This window comes from Nonomuraea sp. NPDC001684 (genome assembly GCF_053596515.1).
Genome location: NZ_JBSFGJ010000076.1, coordinates 15,362 through 29,524 on the forward strand (window position 1 = coordinate 15,362; position 14,163 = coordinate 29,524).

General features: G+C 70.7%; 13 protein-coding genes. 7 read left to right on the forward strand and 6 right to left on the reverse strand.

Features of this window, described 5'->3' with window-relative positions:
* Positions 1 to 202 precede the first annotated feature (202 nt).
* From ACWCSD_RS16960 to ACWCSD_RS16975, 4 genes are all read left to right on the forward strand, one after another.
* The gene (locus tag ACWCSD_RS16960; RefSeq protein WP_449915881.1) at positions 203 to 1,642 is read left to right on the forward strand and encodes an acetyl-CoA synthetase; all 1,440 of its coding nucleotides are present in this window, start codon (positions 203 to 205) and stop codon (positions 1,640 to 1,642) included.
* Between the two features lie 130 nt (positions 1,643 to 1,772).
* Positions 1,773 to 2,651: a hypothetical protein gene (locus tag ACWCSD_RS16965; RefSeq protein ID WP_449915884.1), complete on the forward strand. Its 879-nt coding sequence runs from the start codon at positions 1,773 to 1,775 to the stop codon at positions 2,649 to 2,651.
* Between the two features lie 71 nt (positions 2,652 to 2,722).
* Positions 2,723 to 3,679, forward strand: a complete 957-nt coding sequence (locus tag ACWCSD_RS16970) for a zinc-binding dehydrogenase (protein ID WP_449915887.1) — start codon at positions 2,723 to 2,725, stop codon at positions 3,677 to 3,679.
* Positions 3,680 to 3,755: 76 nt separating this feature from the next.
* Entirely contained in the window at positions 3,756 to 4,613 is an 858-nt protein-coding gene (locus ACWCSD_RS16975; protein WP_397164421.1) for an oxygenase MpaB family protein, read from the forward strand.
* Between the two features lie 40 nt (positions 4,614 to 4,653).
* On the opposite strand, the gene ACWCSD_RS16980 is transcribed toward ACWCSD_RS16975, so the two are convergent.
* From ACWCSD_RS16980 to ACWCSD_RS17000, 5 genes are all read right to left on the reverse strand, one after another.
* A complete protein-coding gene (locus ACWCSD_RS16980) occupies positions 4,654 to 5,382 on the reverse strand; it encodes a helix-turn-helix transcriptional regulator (protein ID WP_449915890.1) in 729 nt (242 codons plus the stop codon).
* Positions 5,379 to 6,182 (reverse strand): DUF4097 family beta strand repeat-containing protein, encoded by an 804-nt coding sequence (locus ACWCSD_RS16985; RefSeq protein ID WP_364330797.1) that lies wholly within the window; start codon positions 6,180 to 6,182, stop codon positions 5,379 to 5,381. The genes ACWCSD_RS16980 and ACWCSD_RS16985 overlap by 4 nt, the downstream gene beginning before the upstream one ends.
* 99 nt (positions 6,183 to 6,281) lie before the next feature.
* Positions 6,282 to 6,461, reverse strand: a complete 180-nt coding sequence (locus ACWCSD_RS16990) for a DUF6104 family protein (protein WP_352323532.1) — start codon at positions 6,459 to 6,461, stop codon at positions 6,282 to 6,284.
* Positions 6,462 to 6,552: 91 nt separating this feature from the next.
* Complete coding sequence (locus tag ACWCSD_RS16995; protein WP_397164424.1) at positions 6,553 to 10,191, reverse strand: multifunctional oxoglutarate decarboxylase/oxoglutarate dehydrogenase thiamine pyrophosphate-binding subunit/dihydrolipoyllysine-residue succinyltransferase subunit; 3,639 nt, start codon at positions 10,189 to 10,191, stop codon at positions 6,553 to 6,555.
* 204 nt (positions 10,192 to 10,395) lie between these two features.
* The gene (locus tag ACWCSD_RS17000) at positions 10,396 to 11,040 is read right to left on the reverse strand and encodes a B3/B4 domain-containing protein (RefSeq protein ID WP_387671223.1); all 645 of its coding nucleotides are present in this window, start codon (positions 11,038 to 11,040) and stop codon (positions 10,396 to 10,398) included.
* Positions 11,041 to 11,115: 75 nt separating this feature from the next.
* On the opposite strand from ACWCSD_RS17000, the gene ACWCSD_RS17005 reads away from it, so the two are divergent.
* Positions 11,116 to 11,727, forward strand: a complete 612-nt coding sequence (locus tag ACWCSD_RS17005; protein WP_449915895.1) for a winged helix-turn-helix domain-containing protein — start codon at positions 11,116 to 11,118, stop codon at positions 11,725 to 11,727.
* Positions 11,724 to 13,013, forward strand: coding sequence for an MFS transporter (locus ACWCSD_RS17010; protein WP_397164429.1), 1,290 nt, complete (start codon positions 11,724 to 11,726; stop codon positions 13,011 to 13,013). The genes ACWCSD_RS17005 and ACWCSD_RS17010 overlap by 4 nt, the downstream gene beginning before the upstream one ends.
* Here ACWCSD_RS17010 and ACWCSD_RS17015 read toward each other — a convergent pair.
* A complete protein-coding gene (locus tag ACWCSD_RS17015) occupies positions 12,961 to 13,806 on the reverse strand; it encodes a glutathione S-transferase family protein (RefSeq protein ID WP_358288903.1) in 846 nt (281 codons plus the stop codon). The two genes, ACWCSD_RS17010 and ACWCSD_RS17015, sit on opposite strands and share 53 nt — an antisense overlap.
* A gap of 46 nt (positions 13,807 to 13,852) precedes the next feature.
* Here ACWCSD_RS17015 and ACWCSD_RS17020 point away from each other — a divergent pair.
* Positions 13,853 to 14,163: MBL fold metallo-hydrolase (locus tag ACWCSD_RS17020; protein ID WP_449915898.1), on the forward strand; the 311-nt coding region annotated here is incomplete at its 3' end.

Here is a 14,163-nt window from a genome sequence, read left to right on the forward strand (position 1 = left end):
TGGCGCAACCCGTCAGCCAGAAAGCGGTGCGAAAAGGTCGGCTCCGCCTCCGTTTTGTTATGGAAATAGCGAAATCACATGTATTCAGAAAAAGCATCTTCGCAGGTCAGACGCCCAGTGAAGAGTCTGCGGCACCAGCGGTAACGCTGATTATCAAACGCCACTGCTTATCAACCGAATGTTGTTCTGGTTAGATGTCGGCATGGATCCACGCACCCCCTGTCTCATCGGCATCGCACAACGCACCGTGCGCGAACAGCCCGGCCCGGAACCGCTCGATCTGTGGGAATCGGTCGCCCGCGAGGCGGCCGAAGACGCCCGGCTGCCCGCCGGGCGGCTCGACTCGATCCAGATCGTCCACACCGACTCCTGGCAGTACGACTCGCCCACCGGGCGGCTGGCCGAGCGCCTGGGCGCCACGCCGCGTCACACCGCCTACTCCAAGGTCAGCGGCACGGCTCCGCAGCTCCTCATCGGCGCGGCCGCGGCCCGGATCGCGGCGGGCGACCTGGACTGCGCGCTGATCACCGGGGCCGAGGCGCTGGCCACCCGGCGGGCCTACCGGCGGGCGGGCGAGCGCGTGCCGTGGAGCCACGCCGCCGATCCCAAGCCGCCCTACGGCTGGGAACGGCCCCCGCACCCCGCCGAGCTGGCGCACGACCTGTTCCTGCCCGTGCACACGTACGCGATCATGGAGACCGCGCGGCGGGCGGCGGCCGGGATGACGGTCGAGGAGGAGATGCTCGACCGGGGCCGGATGATGGCGCCGATGACGGAGGTGGCCGCGGCCAACCCGTACGCGTGGCGGCGGGCCGTGCGCACGCCCGAGGAGCTGGTGAAGGGCAACCGGTTCGTCGGCTGGCCGTACACCAGGAACACCGTGGCGGTCATGGAGGTCGACCAGGCGGCGGCCGTCGTCCTGGCCTGCGCGGAGCTGGCCGACCGGCTGGGGGTGCCGGACGAGCGGCGGGTCTACCTGCGCGGCTGGGCGTACGCCGAGGACACCTGGGAGGTGGCGGCGCGGCCCGCGCTCGGCTCGTCGCAGGCGATCGGGGCCGCCGCCGAGGCCGCCTTCCGGCGCGCCGGGCTCGGCCTCGCCGACATGGACGCGCTCGACCTGTACAGCTGCTTCGCCGTCGCGCTGCGGCAGGCGTGCGACGCGATCGGGCTCGACCCGTACGACCGGCGCGGCCTGACGGTCACCGGCGGCCTGCCGTACGCCGGCGGCCCGGCCAGCGACTACGTGCTGCACTCGACGGCCACGATGGCCGGGCTGCTGCGCACGCAGTCGGGCCACGGGCTGGTGACCGGCGTGGGGATGCACCTGACGAAGCACACGTACGCGGTGTGGTCCAGCGAGCCCGGCGGGCCGCCCGGGGACGCCGTCCCGGTGTTCACGGCGGACGGGGTGCCCGTCGTGGGCTCGTACGCCGGGCCCGCCACCGTGGCCGGCTACACGGTCGCGCACGGCCCGGACGGCGAGCCGGACAAGGGCATCCTCGTCGTCGACCTGCCGGCCGGCGGGCGGGCGCACGCGCACGTGCTGGAGCCGGAGCTGCTGGCCGACGCCATGTCCCGGGAGCTCGTGGGGCAGCGGGTCAGCCTGGTCGCGGGCGACGGACCCAACGTGGCCACCTGGTGATCCCGCCGAGGTTGTGAAGTTGTGACCTGCTACGGCGACTTCGCCGGGTTCGAGGGCTTGCGCGGGCGGATGTCGCTCAACTGAACTGGGGGTGAAGGGCGCAACCCGCACTAACCCGGCGAGGCACGTCGTGTCCGACCAGTTCGACGTCATCGAGGCAGGGGCGCGTGGCCGCCGCCGGTGGATCGGGCTCGCGGTGGTGCTGGCTCTGCTGGTGATCCCGGCCGTCAGCCTGCTGCTCAGCCGCGACCCGGCGCCGGAGCCGCCCCCGCCGTCCGCCACCACGCCCATCCGCTCGCTCACCACGATCGAGAACGGTCCCAACGCCCTGCGGATCCCGGCCAGGACCAGGGGCCACGACGAGATCATCGACGTCGTCTTCCCCGACGGGCTGAAGGCCGAGGTGCGCTACCCGGCCGACCTCGACCTCAACGAGCTGGGGGTGCGGCCGTTCCAGGGCGCGTGGATCGACGGGCGGTTCCGGCAGTTCAGCGTGCCGTACAACGGGGTCGCCGAGGTGACCGGCGGCGGCCGGCCGATCAGGAGCTACGGCCCCGGCGTCACCCTGTGGCCGCGCCAGCCGGGCGGGGGCAGCGGGCAGGTGCTGCTCTTCGCGTTCGGACGCTGGCGGCTGGCGATGCAGGACAGGGGTGAGGGGCTGACCTTCGACCAGCGCGCGGCCCTGGCGCGGGATCTGCACGGCAAGGTGACCCGGGACGGCTACCTGGTGCTGTCGGGCGAGGGATCGGTGCGGCTGGCCCGTCCGGGGGCCGTGACCCAGGAGGGGCCGGCCGGGCCGCAGCTCTGGTTCGGCGGGGGAGTGCGGGAGATGGTCGTGCTGGCGCCCACGCCCGACTGCGTCAGGAAGGCCCGGCTGCCGAAGGTGATCGACGGACGCGGGCGTCCGGGGGAGTGGACGTGCCGGGGGGACGTGGAGGTCGCCGTCGCCGGCCCCGAGGAGTTCCGGCGCCGCGCCCTCGCCGGAATCCGGGTGACGGTCAGGCACTGAGTCCCGGCCGGTGGCTCGCTCGGGCGGGGCGGTGTCGTGGGTGGCGGCGGGCCGGTTAGTAGGGTGCGGCCATGTTCGCCGTAACCGCCACACAGACCGATCCCGACAATCCGCTCGCCGGGCTGACGCTCGGTGAGCACCCCGACCCGAAGGCGCCCGACGGCTGGACGACCGTCTCGGTACGCGCCGCCGCCCTCAACCACCACGACCTGTGGACGCTCAAGGGCGTGGGCATCAGGCAGGACCGCCTGCCGATCGTGCTCGGCTGCGACGCCTCCGGCGTGGACGAGGACGGCAACGACGTCATCGTGCACGCCGTCATCGGCACGGGCGCGGACGAGACGCTCGACCCCAGGCGCTCCCTGCTGTCGGAGGTGCACGACGGGACGTTCGCCGAGCGGGTGGCCGTGCCGCGGCGCAACCTCGTGCCCAAGCCGACCGCGCTCAGCTTCGAGGAGGCCGCCTGCCTGCCCACGGCGTGGCTGACCGCGTACCGCATGCTGTTCGACAAGGCCGGGCTCGAACCGGGCTCGACCGTGCTGGTGCAGGGCGCCGGCGGCGGCGTCGCGACCGCGCTGATCGCGCTCGGCCGCGCGGGCGGCTTCCGGGTCTGGGCGACCAGCCGGTCGGAGGACAAGCGCGAGCGGGCCCGCGAGCTGGGCGCCGACCAGGTCTTCGAGACGGGCGCGCGGCTGCCCGAGCGGGTGGACGCGGTCATGGAGACGGTCGGCCAGGCCACCTGGGACCATTCGCTCAAGTCGCTCAGGCCGGGCGGTCGCATCGTGGTCTCCGGGGCCACCAGCGGCGCGGTCCCGTCCGCCGACCTCAACCGCGTCTTCTTCCTGCAGCTGTCCGTGGTCGGCACCACCATGGGCACTCGCGACCAGCTTCAGCGGCTGGCGGTGTTCCTGGAGCAGACGGGCGTGCGGCCGGTGATCGACCGGACGCTGCCGATGACCGAGGCCCGGGACGGCTTCGCGGCCATGGCCCAAGGGGAGATCTTCGGGAAAATCGTCTTTACCAGCTGAATAAGTGAAGGGTTACTTGTCCGCCTTCTGGGTGATACAGGAAGAATGACGTCGTATCACCCTGGAGGCGTTCACCATGAACGTTGAGCCGTTCGGCCCGGGTTCGATGCACTGGGACACCGCGGGCGAATACCGCAACCTGCTCGTGGCCGGCAGCGCGCTGGTCCTCCAGACCATGCATCCGGCGGTCGGCGCGGCCGTGGCGGAGCACTCGACGTACAAGGACGACCCGTGGGGGCGGCTCAACCGCACGCTCGCCTCCGTCCAGAAGTGGGTCTACGGCGGTGAGGGCGGTCTGGCCGAGGGGCGGCGGCTGCGCGAGCTGCACCGCTCCATCAGCGGCGTGGACGAGCACGGCCGCGCCTACCACGCCCTGAACGGCGAGGCGTGGGCCTGGGTGCACCTGTCGCTGTTCGAGCGGTTCATCACGCTCAACCGCTACTTCGGCACCCCGTACACCGAGGAGCAGCAGCGCCGCATGTACGCCGAGTCGCGGCAGCTCGGCGCGATCCTGCGGGTGCCGGAGCGGGAGATGCCGGCGGACCTGGAGGCGTTCTGGCGCTACTTCGACACGATGATCGCCGAACGGCTGGAGCCGCACCCGACGGCGCTGGAGGTGCTCGCCGTCATGCGCGGCACGCCCGCCCCGCCTGGCCTGCCGAGGCCGCTGCGCCGGCTGTGGACGCCGGTGGGGCTGGGGTCGGGGGAGTTCAACCACTTCGTCACCGTCGGGACCCTGCCGCCGGCCGCGCGCAGGAAGCTCGGCCTGCGCTGGACGGCCCGGGACGAGCGGCGGCTGCGGCACCTCGGGCACGCCGTGGCGATGCTGACCGCACGCCTGCCCGAGCGCTTGCGCTACATGCCGGTCGCCTACCACGCCCGCAGAGCGGCCCGCGGCCACGGACGCCCGCAACGCTCATTGCGCTCGGCCTGACGACGGCCCAGCGACGGCTCAGCGACGGCCCAGCGCTGGCTCAGCGGCGGAGGATGTCGCGGATGCGGGCGGACGCCTCGTCGAGCACGGTGTGCAGCTCGTGCAGCTTCTGCGTGGTCAGGGCGGCGTCGGCGGCCTCCGTGCGGGCCTGGGCCACGAAGTCGGCCAGCAGTTCGCCCAGCTCGCTGTCGAGCTCGGTCCGGCGCACGGTGTCGCCGCCGAGCGTGGTCCAGATGTCCGACCAGATCCGGCGCCACTCGCCGGTCAGCCGGTCGCTCTCCACCTGCCACTGGTTGGCGTGCGCCATCCACTGCCGCTTCTGCTGCTCCTTGAGCCGTTTGAGCTCCTCGGCCCGCGCCTTGGCGTCGTCGCGGGCGCCGGTGCGCACGTCCTTGGCCATCCGGGTGAGCTCGTCGCGCAGCGACTTCACCGTGTCGCGGACGTCCTCCTTGACCTCGCGGGCGATGTCGCGCACGGAGGCGGAGATCTCCTGCTCCAGGTCGTCGAGCTCGTCGAGCCGGGCGTTGAGCTCCTCGCGGCCCTTGTCGGTGATGGAGAACACCTTCTTGCCCTCGATCACCTCGTGCGTGACCAGGCCCTCCTCCTCCAGGCGGGCCAGCCGCGGGTAGATCGTGCCGGGCGAGGGCGAGTAGACGCCGAGGAAGCGGTCCTGGAGCAGCCGGATGACCTCGTATCCGTGCCGCGGGCTCTCCTCCAGCAGCTTGAGCAGGTACAGCCGGAGCCGGCCGTGACCGAAGACAGGGCTCATTCCTTCTCTCCCTTGAGCAGCGCGACCTCGCCCGAGACGGTGTACGCCGACAGTGAGGCCATGCCGCCCCCCAGCCGTCCGGACAGCGCCTTGGAACCGGGGCTGTTGTTCGCCGACAGTCCGTCGAACGTCGAGCTCAGCCTGCCGGAGGTGGACCTCATGCTGACGTCGGACTCGACGTTCTCCGGCACCCGCACCAGGATGGCACCCGAGACGCTGTTGAGCGTCACATGACTCGTGGGCCGCAGCGTCAGGTCGGCGGTGATGCGGCCGGACACCGTGCTGGCCTTGAGCCGGCGCGGGCTGCCGTCGGCGAGGGTCAGCTCGCCCGAGACGGTCTTCAGCGCCAGGTCGCCCTCCATGGCCCGGCTCTCGATCGAGCCGGAGACCGTGGTGGCGCTCACCTCGCCGCTCACGCCGTCGAGGACGACCTCGGAGGACACGCTCTTGACCCGGGTGGACCGCTCGAACCCGGCCAGCACCGTGGACGCCGAGACCACCTCCGTGTTCACCCGGCAGCCCTTGGGCACGGTGAGCGTGAGGTTGGTCCTGCGCTTGTCGCGCCGCAGCCAGCCGAGCAGCCCGTCCAGGGTCAGGCCCTCGTAGGTGACGACCAGCTCCTTGGTCAGCGGGTCGTAGCTGACCAGCAGCGGCGCGGCCGACTCGATCTCCGTCAGCTCCAGCGTGGGCGGCCCCTCGCTGGCCAGGACGGCCAGCCTGCCGGCGACGATTCGCACGTCAAGTGACTCAACCGGCCCGAACGTGAGCTGCTCGGGAGCGTCCAGCGTCCACTTCTCCATGAACGTATGCCTCCTTGACGAGTACGTCTCCTACGAGAACACGATATGTCGCGTTACTCGAAAACTCAAGATGTATCGCGTCTCGGCGGCGGAATCCCGTCAGTCGTCGTCCTCGTCGTCGAGGCGGGCCAGCCAGGTGGCCAGCCGCTCGATCGGGGTCTCGAACTCGGGGTTGAGATCGACGAACTCGCGCAGCCGCTCGCCCAGCCAGAGCACGCTGACCTCTTCCTCGCCCCGCCGATCGACCAGCTCCTCGATCCCTCGATCGGTGAAGTACATGGGTTCTCTCCTTCGTGCAGGCAGGGGCCTCACCCTGCCGGTCAACGCAGAAGCCCCCGGCCGGACGGCCGGGGGCTCACTGGCGGCCTGCTCAGCCGAAGAGCTGGTGGAGGATCTCCTCCAGCTCGGTGTCGTGCGAGTTGTGCGAACCCGTCGCGGGCGAGCTGTTCGGGGTCCGCGAGACGCGGCGCAGCGACCGGCCGCCGAGCGCCTGCGGGTCTTCGGCCAGCTTCAGCGTCAGGTAGGGCCACGGGCCCATGTTCACCGGCTCGTCCTGGGCCCACACCAGCTCGGCCTGCTGCCCGTAGCGGGCCAGCTCGGCGGTGAGCTCCTCGGTGGGGAACGGGTAGAGCCGCTCAAGACGGACGATCGCGACGTCGTCGCGGCCCGTCTTGTCGCGCTGCGCGGCCAGGTCGTAGTAGAGCTTGCCCGAGACCAGGACGATCCGGGTGACCTTGGCCGGGTCGACCGTGGTGTCGCCGATGACCGGCTGGAAGGTGCCGGTGGTGAAGTCGGACGCCTTCGACGTGGCCGCCTTGTGCCGCAGCAGCGACTTGGGCGTGAAGACCACCATCGGCTTGCGCCGGTTGGACTCCACCTGCCAGCGCAGCAGGTGGAAGTAGTTGGCCGGCGTGGACGGCTGCGCGACCGTCATGTTGTCGAGCGCGCAGACCTGCAGGAACCGTTCGATCCTGGCCGAGGAGTGGTCGGGGCCCTGGCCCTCGTAGCCGTGCGGCAGCAGCAGCACGACGGAGGAGCGCTGGCCCCACTTCTGCTCACCGGACGAGATGAACTCGTCGATGATCGTCTGGGCGCCGTTGACGAAGTCGCCGAACTGCGCCTCCCAGGCCACCAGGGCATCGGGACGCACGACGCTGTAGCCGTACTCGAAGCCCAGCGCCGCGAACTCGCTGAGCAGCGAGTCGTAGACGTAGAACTTCGTGGTGCCCTCGTTGAACTGCTTCAGCGGCGTGTGGTCGGCGCCGGTCATCCGGTCGACCAGCACCGCGTGCCGCTGGGTGAACGTGCCGCGCCGGGAGTCCTGGCCGACCAGGCGCACCGGGTGGCCGTCGATCAGCAGCGAGCCGAACGCCAGCGTCTCGCCCATCGCCCAGTCGATCGAGTCGGTCTCGACCATCTGGCCGCGGCGCTGCAGCACCGGCGCCAGGCGCGGGTGCGGCGTGAAGCCCTCGGGCAGGTTGAGCTGGGTGTCGACGATGCGCTTGAGCGTCTCGTCGCTGATCGCCGTCGGGGTGTCGGCGTGGGACCACTTGACGACCTCGGCCGGGGGCACCCGCATGGCGGCCGCCTCCTTGGGCTTCTTGGCCGCCTCGCGCGTCTCGGTGAACGCCTGCTCCAGCTTGGCCTGGTAGTCGCGCAGCGCCGACTCGGCCTCCTCCACCGTGATGTCGCCCCGGCCGATCAGCGCCTCGGTGTAGAGCTTGCGGGTGGAGCGCTTGGCGTCGATCAGGTCGTACATCAGCGGCTGGGTGAAGGCGGGGTTGTCGCCCTCGTTGTGGCCGCGGCGGCGGTAGCAGATGAGGTCGATGACGACGTCCTTGCGGAACGCCTGGCGGTATTCGTAGGCCAGCTGGCCCACGCGCACCACGGCCTCGGGGTCGTCGCCGTTGACGTGGAAGATCGGCGCCTGGATCATCCGCGCGACGTCGGTCGCGTAGACCGACGAGCGGGAGGAGGCCGGCGAGGTGGTGAAGCCCACCTGGTTGTTGACCACCACGTGCACGGTGCCGCCGGTGCGGTAGCCGCGCAGCTGCGACAGGTTGAGCGTCTCGGCCACCACGCCCTGGCCGGCGAAGGCCGCGTCGCCGTGGACGAGGACGGGAAGGACGGTGAAGCCCTCCTCGCCGCGCTCCAGGAGGTCCTGCTTGGCGCGGACGACGCCCTCCAGCACCGGGTCGACCGCCTCCAGGTGGGAGGGGTTGGCCACCACGGACGCCGTGATCATCTTGCCGCTCGGGGCGGTGAACTCGCCGCTCGCGCCCAGGTGGTACTTGACGTCGCCGGAGCCGTGGGCGGTGCGCGGGTCGATGTTGCCCTCGAACTCGCCGAAGATCTGCGCGTAGGACTTGCCCACGATGTTGGCCAGCACGTTGAGCCGGCCGCGGTGGGCCATGCCGATGACGACCTCGTCGAGGCCCTCGTCGGCGGCGTCGCTGATCACCGAGTCGAGCAGCGGGATCAGGGACTCGCCGCCCTCCAGCGAGAAGCGCTTCTGGCCGACGAACTTCGTCTGCAGGAACGTCTCGAACGCCTCGGCGGTGTTGAGCCGGGACAGGATGTTGAGCTGCTCGTCGCGCTCGGGCGAGGCGTGCGGCTTCTCCACCCGCGCCTGGATCCAGGCCCGCTCCTCGGGGTTCTGGATGTGCATGTACTCGATGCCGACCGTGCGGCAGTAGGAGTCGCGCAGCACGCCCAGGATCTCGCGGAGCTTCATCAGCGGACGGCCGCCGAAACCGCCCGTGGCGAACTCGCGCTCGAGGTCCCACAGGGTCAGCCCGTGGGACTGGATGTCGAGGTCGGGGTGCTTGCGCTGCTTGTACTCCAGCGGGTCGGTCTCGGCCATCAGGTGGCCGCGCACGCGGTAGGCGTGGATCAGCTCGATGACCCGGGCCGACTTGGCCACGTCGTCGTCGTGCGAGGCCGAGATGTCCTGGACCCAGCGCACCGGCTCGTACGGGATGCGCAGCGCCTCGAAGATCTCGTCGTAGAAGCCGTCCTCGCCGAGCAGCAGCCGGTGGATCTGGCGCAGGAAGTCGCCCGACTGGGCGCCCTGGATGATCCGGTGGTCGTAGGTGCTGGTCAGCGTCATGACCTTGGAGACGGCCAGGCGCGACAGCGTGTCGGGCGAGGCGCCCTGGTACTCGGCCGGGTATTCCATCGCGCCGACGCCGATGATCGTGCCCTGGCCGGGCATCAGGCGCGGAACGGAGTGGACGGTGCCGATCGTGCCGGGGTTGGTCAGCGAGATCGTGGTGCCGGAGAAGTCGTCGACGCCCAGCTTGCCCGCGCGGGCCTTGCGGACAACCTCTTCGTAGGCCACCCAGAACTGGCGGAAGTCCATCTCCTCGGCGCCCTTGATCGAGGGCACGAGGAGCTGGCGCTCACCGTTGCTCTTCTGGACGTCGATCGCCAGGCCGAACCCGACGTGCTCGGGCTTGACCAGCGTGGGCTTGCCGTCGACCTCCGTGTAGGAGTAGTTCATCTCCGGCATCGCCTTCAGCGCCTTGACGATCGCGAAGCCGATCAGGTGGGTGAAGGAGATCTTGCCGCCACGCCCCCGCTTGAGGTGATTGTTGATCACGATGCGGTTGTCGATGAGCAGCTTGGCCGGGATGGCCCGGACGCTGGTCGCCGTCGGGACCGTCAGGGACAGGTCCATGTTGGCGGCCGTGCGTGCGGCGGCGCCGCGCAGCTTCACCTCCTCGGCGCCCTTGGGCACCGGGGTGGCCGGCTGCTTCGGCTTCTCGGCTGCCGGAGGCGCCTTCGGGGGCGCCTTGGGAGGTGCGGGCGCGGTCGCAGTGCCGTTCGCCGCCTCCCTGACCGGGGTCCGGCCCGGTCCGTAATCAGGGTTGTAGTCAGCGAAGAAGTTCCACCAGGCCTTGTCGACAGACTCTGGATCTTGAAGGTACTTCTGGTACAGCTCGTCGACAAGCCACTCGTTCTGACCAAAGCTTGCCAGCGGGTTTGTCCGCGACGACTCAGACGACACGGCGGAAATCGCCCTCTTCCGCAGATCGGCGTTGATGTTAGAGAACCTGTCCAAGGCTACTCGCCCGGACCGGCAGCGCGCGCCGAAGAGCACGCGCCGCCTCGAACGATCCTCTCAGGACACGCCGAAGAGGTCACGCCCGCCTAGTCAATCCAGGGAGAGCCGCCATTGTTACTGTTTGGTATCAACGTATGGCCGGCAGGTTTATTTCCCTCCGGGCACGATTCTGCTGGTGATCCGCACCCCGGGTGACAGCTCCTCCAGCAGCTCCGCCAGCTCCTTGCCGGCCTGCTGGAGCTCCTCCATCGACATGGGCTCCAGCCGTTCGAGGAGGAAGATCGCGTTGGTCGTGTCCTCGGTGAGCCGGGTGCGCGCCACCTGACGCCAGTTCCACCGGCGGCAGGTCACGCCGGCGTCGTCGCGCCAGATCACCTCGCCGGGCTCGGGCTGCCCGAGCGCCTCCTCGGAGTGCTCGTCGCCGGTCGCCCGGACCAGCCGGGCCGGGCCCTGGTAGCGGTCGAGGTCCTCGCCGCCGATGGGCAGCGCGTGCTTGACGCTGATCGTGTTGTACGCGTCGACCACCCGGTTGATCTCCGGCAGCGGCATGCGCCGGGTCAGGGCGTCGACCGAGGGCCTGGTGCGCTGCGGCTTGGCGCCGAAGGCGCGGTAGGCGTCCTTCCAGGCGTCGATCTTGTCGGCCTGGACCTCGCACGCCGACGCCTCGGCCAGCCAGGCGCGGGTGCGGTCGTCGGTGGGGCCGTTCCGCAGGCCGTGGGCCAGCATCACCAGCACGGCGAAGTCGGGGCGCAGGGCGAGGACGGCGTCGTCCACGCGGATGTCGTCGAGCATCCGCCCAGTTTAGAAGGTCGGGGAATTCGCAAAAATCACTTTGCAAAAAAGCCTTTGCGGTCTAGGGTCGTGCTCATGGAGGAGCAGTACAGGATCAGTGACCCGCAGGTGCTCAAAGTGGTCGCCCACCCCTTGCGGGTGCGGCTGCTCGGGCTGCTGCGCAGCGACGGCCCGGCCACCGCCAGCGAGCTGGGCCGCAAGGTCGGCGAGAGCTCCGGCTCGACCAGCTACCACCTGCGCGAGCTGTTCAAGTACGGATTCATCGAGGAGGACCCCGACCGGCGCGACGGCCGCGAGCGCCGCTGGCGGGCCCGCCACCGCTACACCTCCTGGGACAACCAGGAGCTGTCCGGCACCCCCGAGGGCCGGGAGGCGGTCCGGATCATGCGCATGCGCCAGGTCGAGGTGCTCGCCCGCGTCAACCGGGACTACGACGAGCGCGAGTGGGCCCCCGAGTGGGTGCGGGCGGCCGGGCTGAGCGACGACGTCGTCGAGCTGCCCGCGGCCGGGCTGAGGGAGTTCAACGACCGGGCCATGGAGCTGCTGCGCGACCTCGCCGCCCGCTACTCGGGCGACCCCGACGCCCGCCAGGTCAACATCTGGATGGGCGGTTTCCCCCGCGACGATTCCCCCCGCGACGATTCCCCCCGCGACGATTCCCCCAGCGACGAGGAGCAGGACCGATGACCGCTCGTTCCGCGTTACGGCGCTACATGCTCGTCAGCTTCCTGACCTGGCTGCCGCTGGGCCTGATGGCCGCCGTCATGGTGCTGCTGATGACCGACAGAGGGCTCAGCCTGACCCAGATCGGCCTGGCGGTGACCGTGTTCTCGGTCGTCACCGTCAGCCTGGAGCTGCCCACGGGCGGCCTGGCCGACGTCATCGGACGGCGGATGGTGCTGGCCGCCTCGGCGGTGTTCACCGCGGCGGCGCTCGCGCTGATGAGCGTCTCGACGACGTTCGGGATGTTCCTCGTCACCTGCGTGATCAAGGGCGTGGCCAGGGCGCTGTCCAGCGGCCCGGCCACCTCCTGGTACGTCGACACCCTGCACGAGCTCGAAGGCGAGGACGCCGACCTCAAGCCGGGCCTGGCGCGCGGCGGCGCGCTGGAGTCGGTGGCCCTGTGCGCCGGGGTGCTGGTCGGCGGCGCCGTGCCGCTGCTGGTGCCGCCTGGGACGATCACGCCGCTGGCCGTGCCGCCGCTGCTGGGGGCCGTCGCGGCCGTCGTCCTGCTGGTCGTGGTGGTGTTCGCGCTGCCCGAGCCGGCCCACGCGCGGCGGTCGCTGGGGAGCGTGCTGCGCGAGGTGCCCTCGACGGTGGTCGGCGGGATCCGGCTGGCCGCCGGGGGAGCGGTGCTGCGCCGCCTGATGCTCGCCGCCGCCGCGTCCGGCGTGCTGCTGATGACGATCGAGCTGCTGACCCCCGGCCGCCTGGCCGAGCTGGCCGGCACGTCCGAGCGCGGCAGCCTGGCCTACGCCGTCGTGGCGGCCCTGGGATACGCCGCCAGCGCCACGGGCAGCGCGATCGCGCCCCGCGTGGCGCGCGTGGCGGGCGGCTCGGCCCGCGGCGCGGCCATGGGCGCGGTGTTCTGCGCGCTGTCGGTCGGCTCGCTGGCCGCCACCGCCGGGCTGGACGGCGTGCCCGGCCTGGTGACGGCCGGGCTGGCCTACCTGGTCATGTTCGCCGGGCTGTCGGTGACCGGGCTGCTCTGCCTGGAGATGCAGCACAACGCGGTCTCCGCCGCCGAGCGCACCACGGTCACCTCGACGTCCTCGCTCTCGCTCCAGGCGGGCGGGGTGCTGGCCAACTCCACGCTCGGCGTCCTGGCCGGGCAGGCGGGCGCGTCGGCCGCCTGGTGGGTGGCCTCCGGGGTGGTGCTGGCCTCGGCGCTGCTGTTCGTCGCGATGCCGAGGCCGGGGGTCACAGGCTCCAGTCGAGTTCCGGTCCTACCGGAACGATCCTGCTCGGGTTGATGTTCGTCTGGGTCATGTAGTAGTGGCGTCTGATGTGGTCGAAGTCCGTGGTGTCGCGGAATGCGGGGATCGCGTAGAGCCTGCGGGTGTACGCCCACAACGCCGGATAGTCGGTCAGCCGCCTGATCGAGCACTTGAAGTGGCCGTGGTAAACCGTGTCGAACCTGACCAGCGTGGTGAACAGCCGCACATCGCTGTCGGTGAGCGTGCCGAAGAGGAACTCCGACTCGGCCAGGCGCACCTCCAGCAGGTCGAGCGTGGTGAACACGCGGGCGACCGCCTCCTCGTACGCCTGCTGCCCGCGGGCGAAGCCGGCCTCGTAGACCGCGTTGTTGAGGCCGTGGTAGAGGCGGTCGTTCATGATGTCGATGTCCGGGCGCAGGCGTTCGGGGTACAGGTCGGGCGCGCTGCCCCACGACGTCTCCAGATCGAGGGTGATCTGCGGGAAGTCGTTGGTGACCAGGCGTTCCTCCCGGCTGTCCCAGATGCACGGCACGGTGTAGCGGCCCGTGTAGCCCGGTTCGGTCGCGTGGTAGAGCTCCGACAGGTACGGCGGGTCGCCGTCGGGGATCCGCCAGCCCTTCTCGTCGCGGATGGGGTCGACGATCGTGACGTCCAGCAGGTCCTCCAGGCGGAGCAGGGCGCGGACGATCAGCACGCGCTGTGCCCACGGGCAGGCGTAGGAGGCGTAGAGCCGGTAGCGGCCGGGCTCGGGCGGCCCGAGCCGTTCGGTGAAGCGGTTCGGCTGCCGGACGAAGCGGCCATCGTCTGAGATCTCGCGGCTCAGCTTCATGACCCCTAGTAGAACATGATTCGGGACCAGAACTATATTCGGGGCCATGGCTAAGTTCGTGGTGACTCCTTCCAGCGTGGCCCAGCGTGAGGCGTGGATGAGCGGGGCGGTTCCCGAGGTCGAGCGGGTCCGGCCGGGGCTGTGGTCGATCCCGGTGCCCATCCCGGTCAACCCGCTGCGATACGTGCTGGTCTACGCCCTCGAACTGCCCGACGGCGTGGCCATCGTGGACGCCGGATGGAACACCGACGAGGCCTACGACGCCCTGGCCGCCGGGCTGGCCGTGGCCGGCTACGGGATCGCCGACGTCAGGGCCGTCCTGGTCACCCACCTGCACCCCGACCACTACGGCCTGGC

Coding starts and splice junctions, on each gene's coding strand:
- ACWCSD_RS16980 (WP_449915890.1), bottom strand. CDS start 5,382: ATGAGCCCTGTCTTCGGTCACGGCCGGCTCCGGCTGTACCTGCTCAAG.
- ACWCSD_RS16990 (WP_352323532.1), bottom strand. CDS start 6,461: ATGTACTTCACCGATCGAGGGATCGAGGAGCTGGTCGATCGGCGGGGC.
- ACWCSD_RS16970 (WP_449915887.1), top strand. CDS start 2,723: ATGTTCGCCGTAACCGCCACACAGACCGATCCCGACAATCCGCTCGCC.
- ACWCSD_RS17010 (WP_397164429.1), top strand. CDS start 11,724: ATGACCGCTCGTTCCGCGTTACGGCGCTACATGCTCGTCAGCTTCCTG.
- ACWCSD_RS16960 (WP_449915881.1), top strand. CDS start 203: ATGGATCCACGCACCCCCTGTCTCATCGGCATCGCACAACGCACCGTG.
- ACWCSD_RS17015 (WP_358288903.1), bottom strand. CDS start 13,806: ATGAAGCTGAGCCGCGAGATCTCAGACGATGGCCGCTTCGTCCGGCAG.
- ACWCSD_RS16985 (WP_364330797.1), bottom strand. CDS start 6,182: ATGGAGAAGTGGACGCTGGACGCTCCCGAGCAGCTCACGTTCGGGCCG.
- ACWCSD_RS16975 (WP_397164421.1), top strand. CDS start 3,756: ATGAACGTTGAGCCGTTCGGCCCGGGTTCGATGCACTGGGACACCGCG.
- ACWCSD_RS17000 (WP_387671223.1), bottom strand. CDS start 11,040: ATGCTCGACGACATCCGCGTGGACGACGCCGTCCTCGCCCTGCGCCCC.
- ACWCSD_RS17005 (WP_449915895.1), top strand. CDS start 11,116: ATGGAGGAGCAGTACAGGATCAGTGACCCGCAGGTGCTCAAAGTGGTC.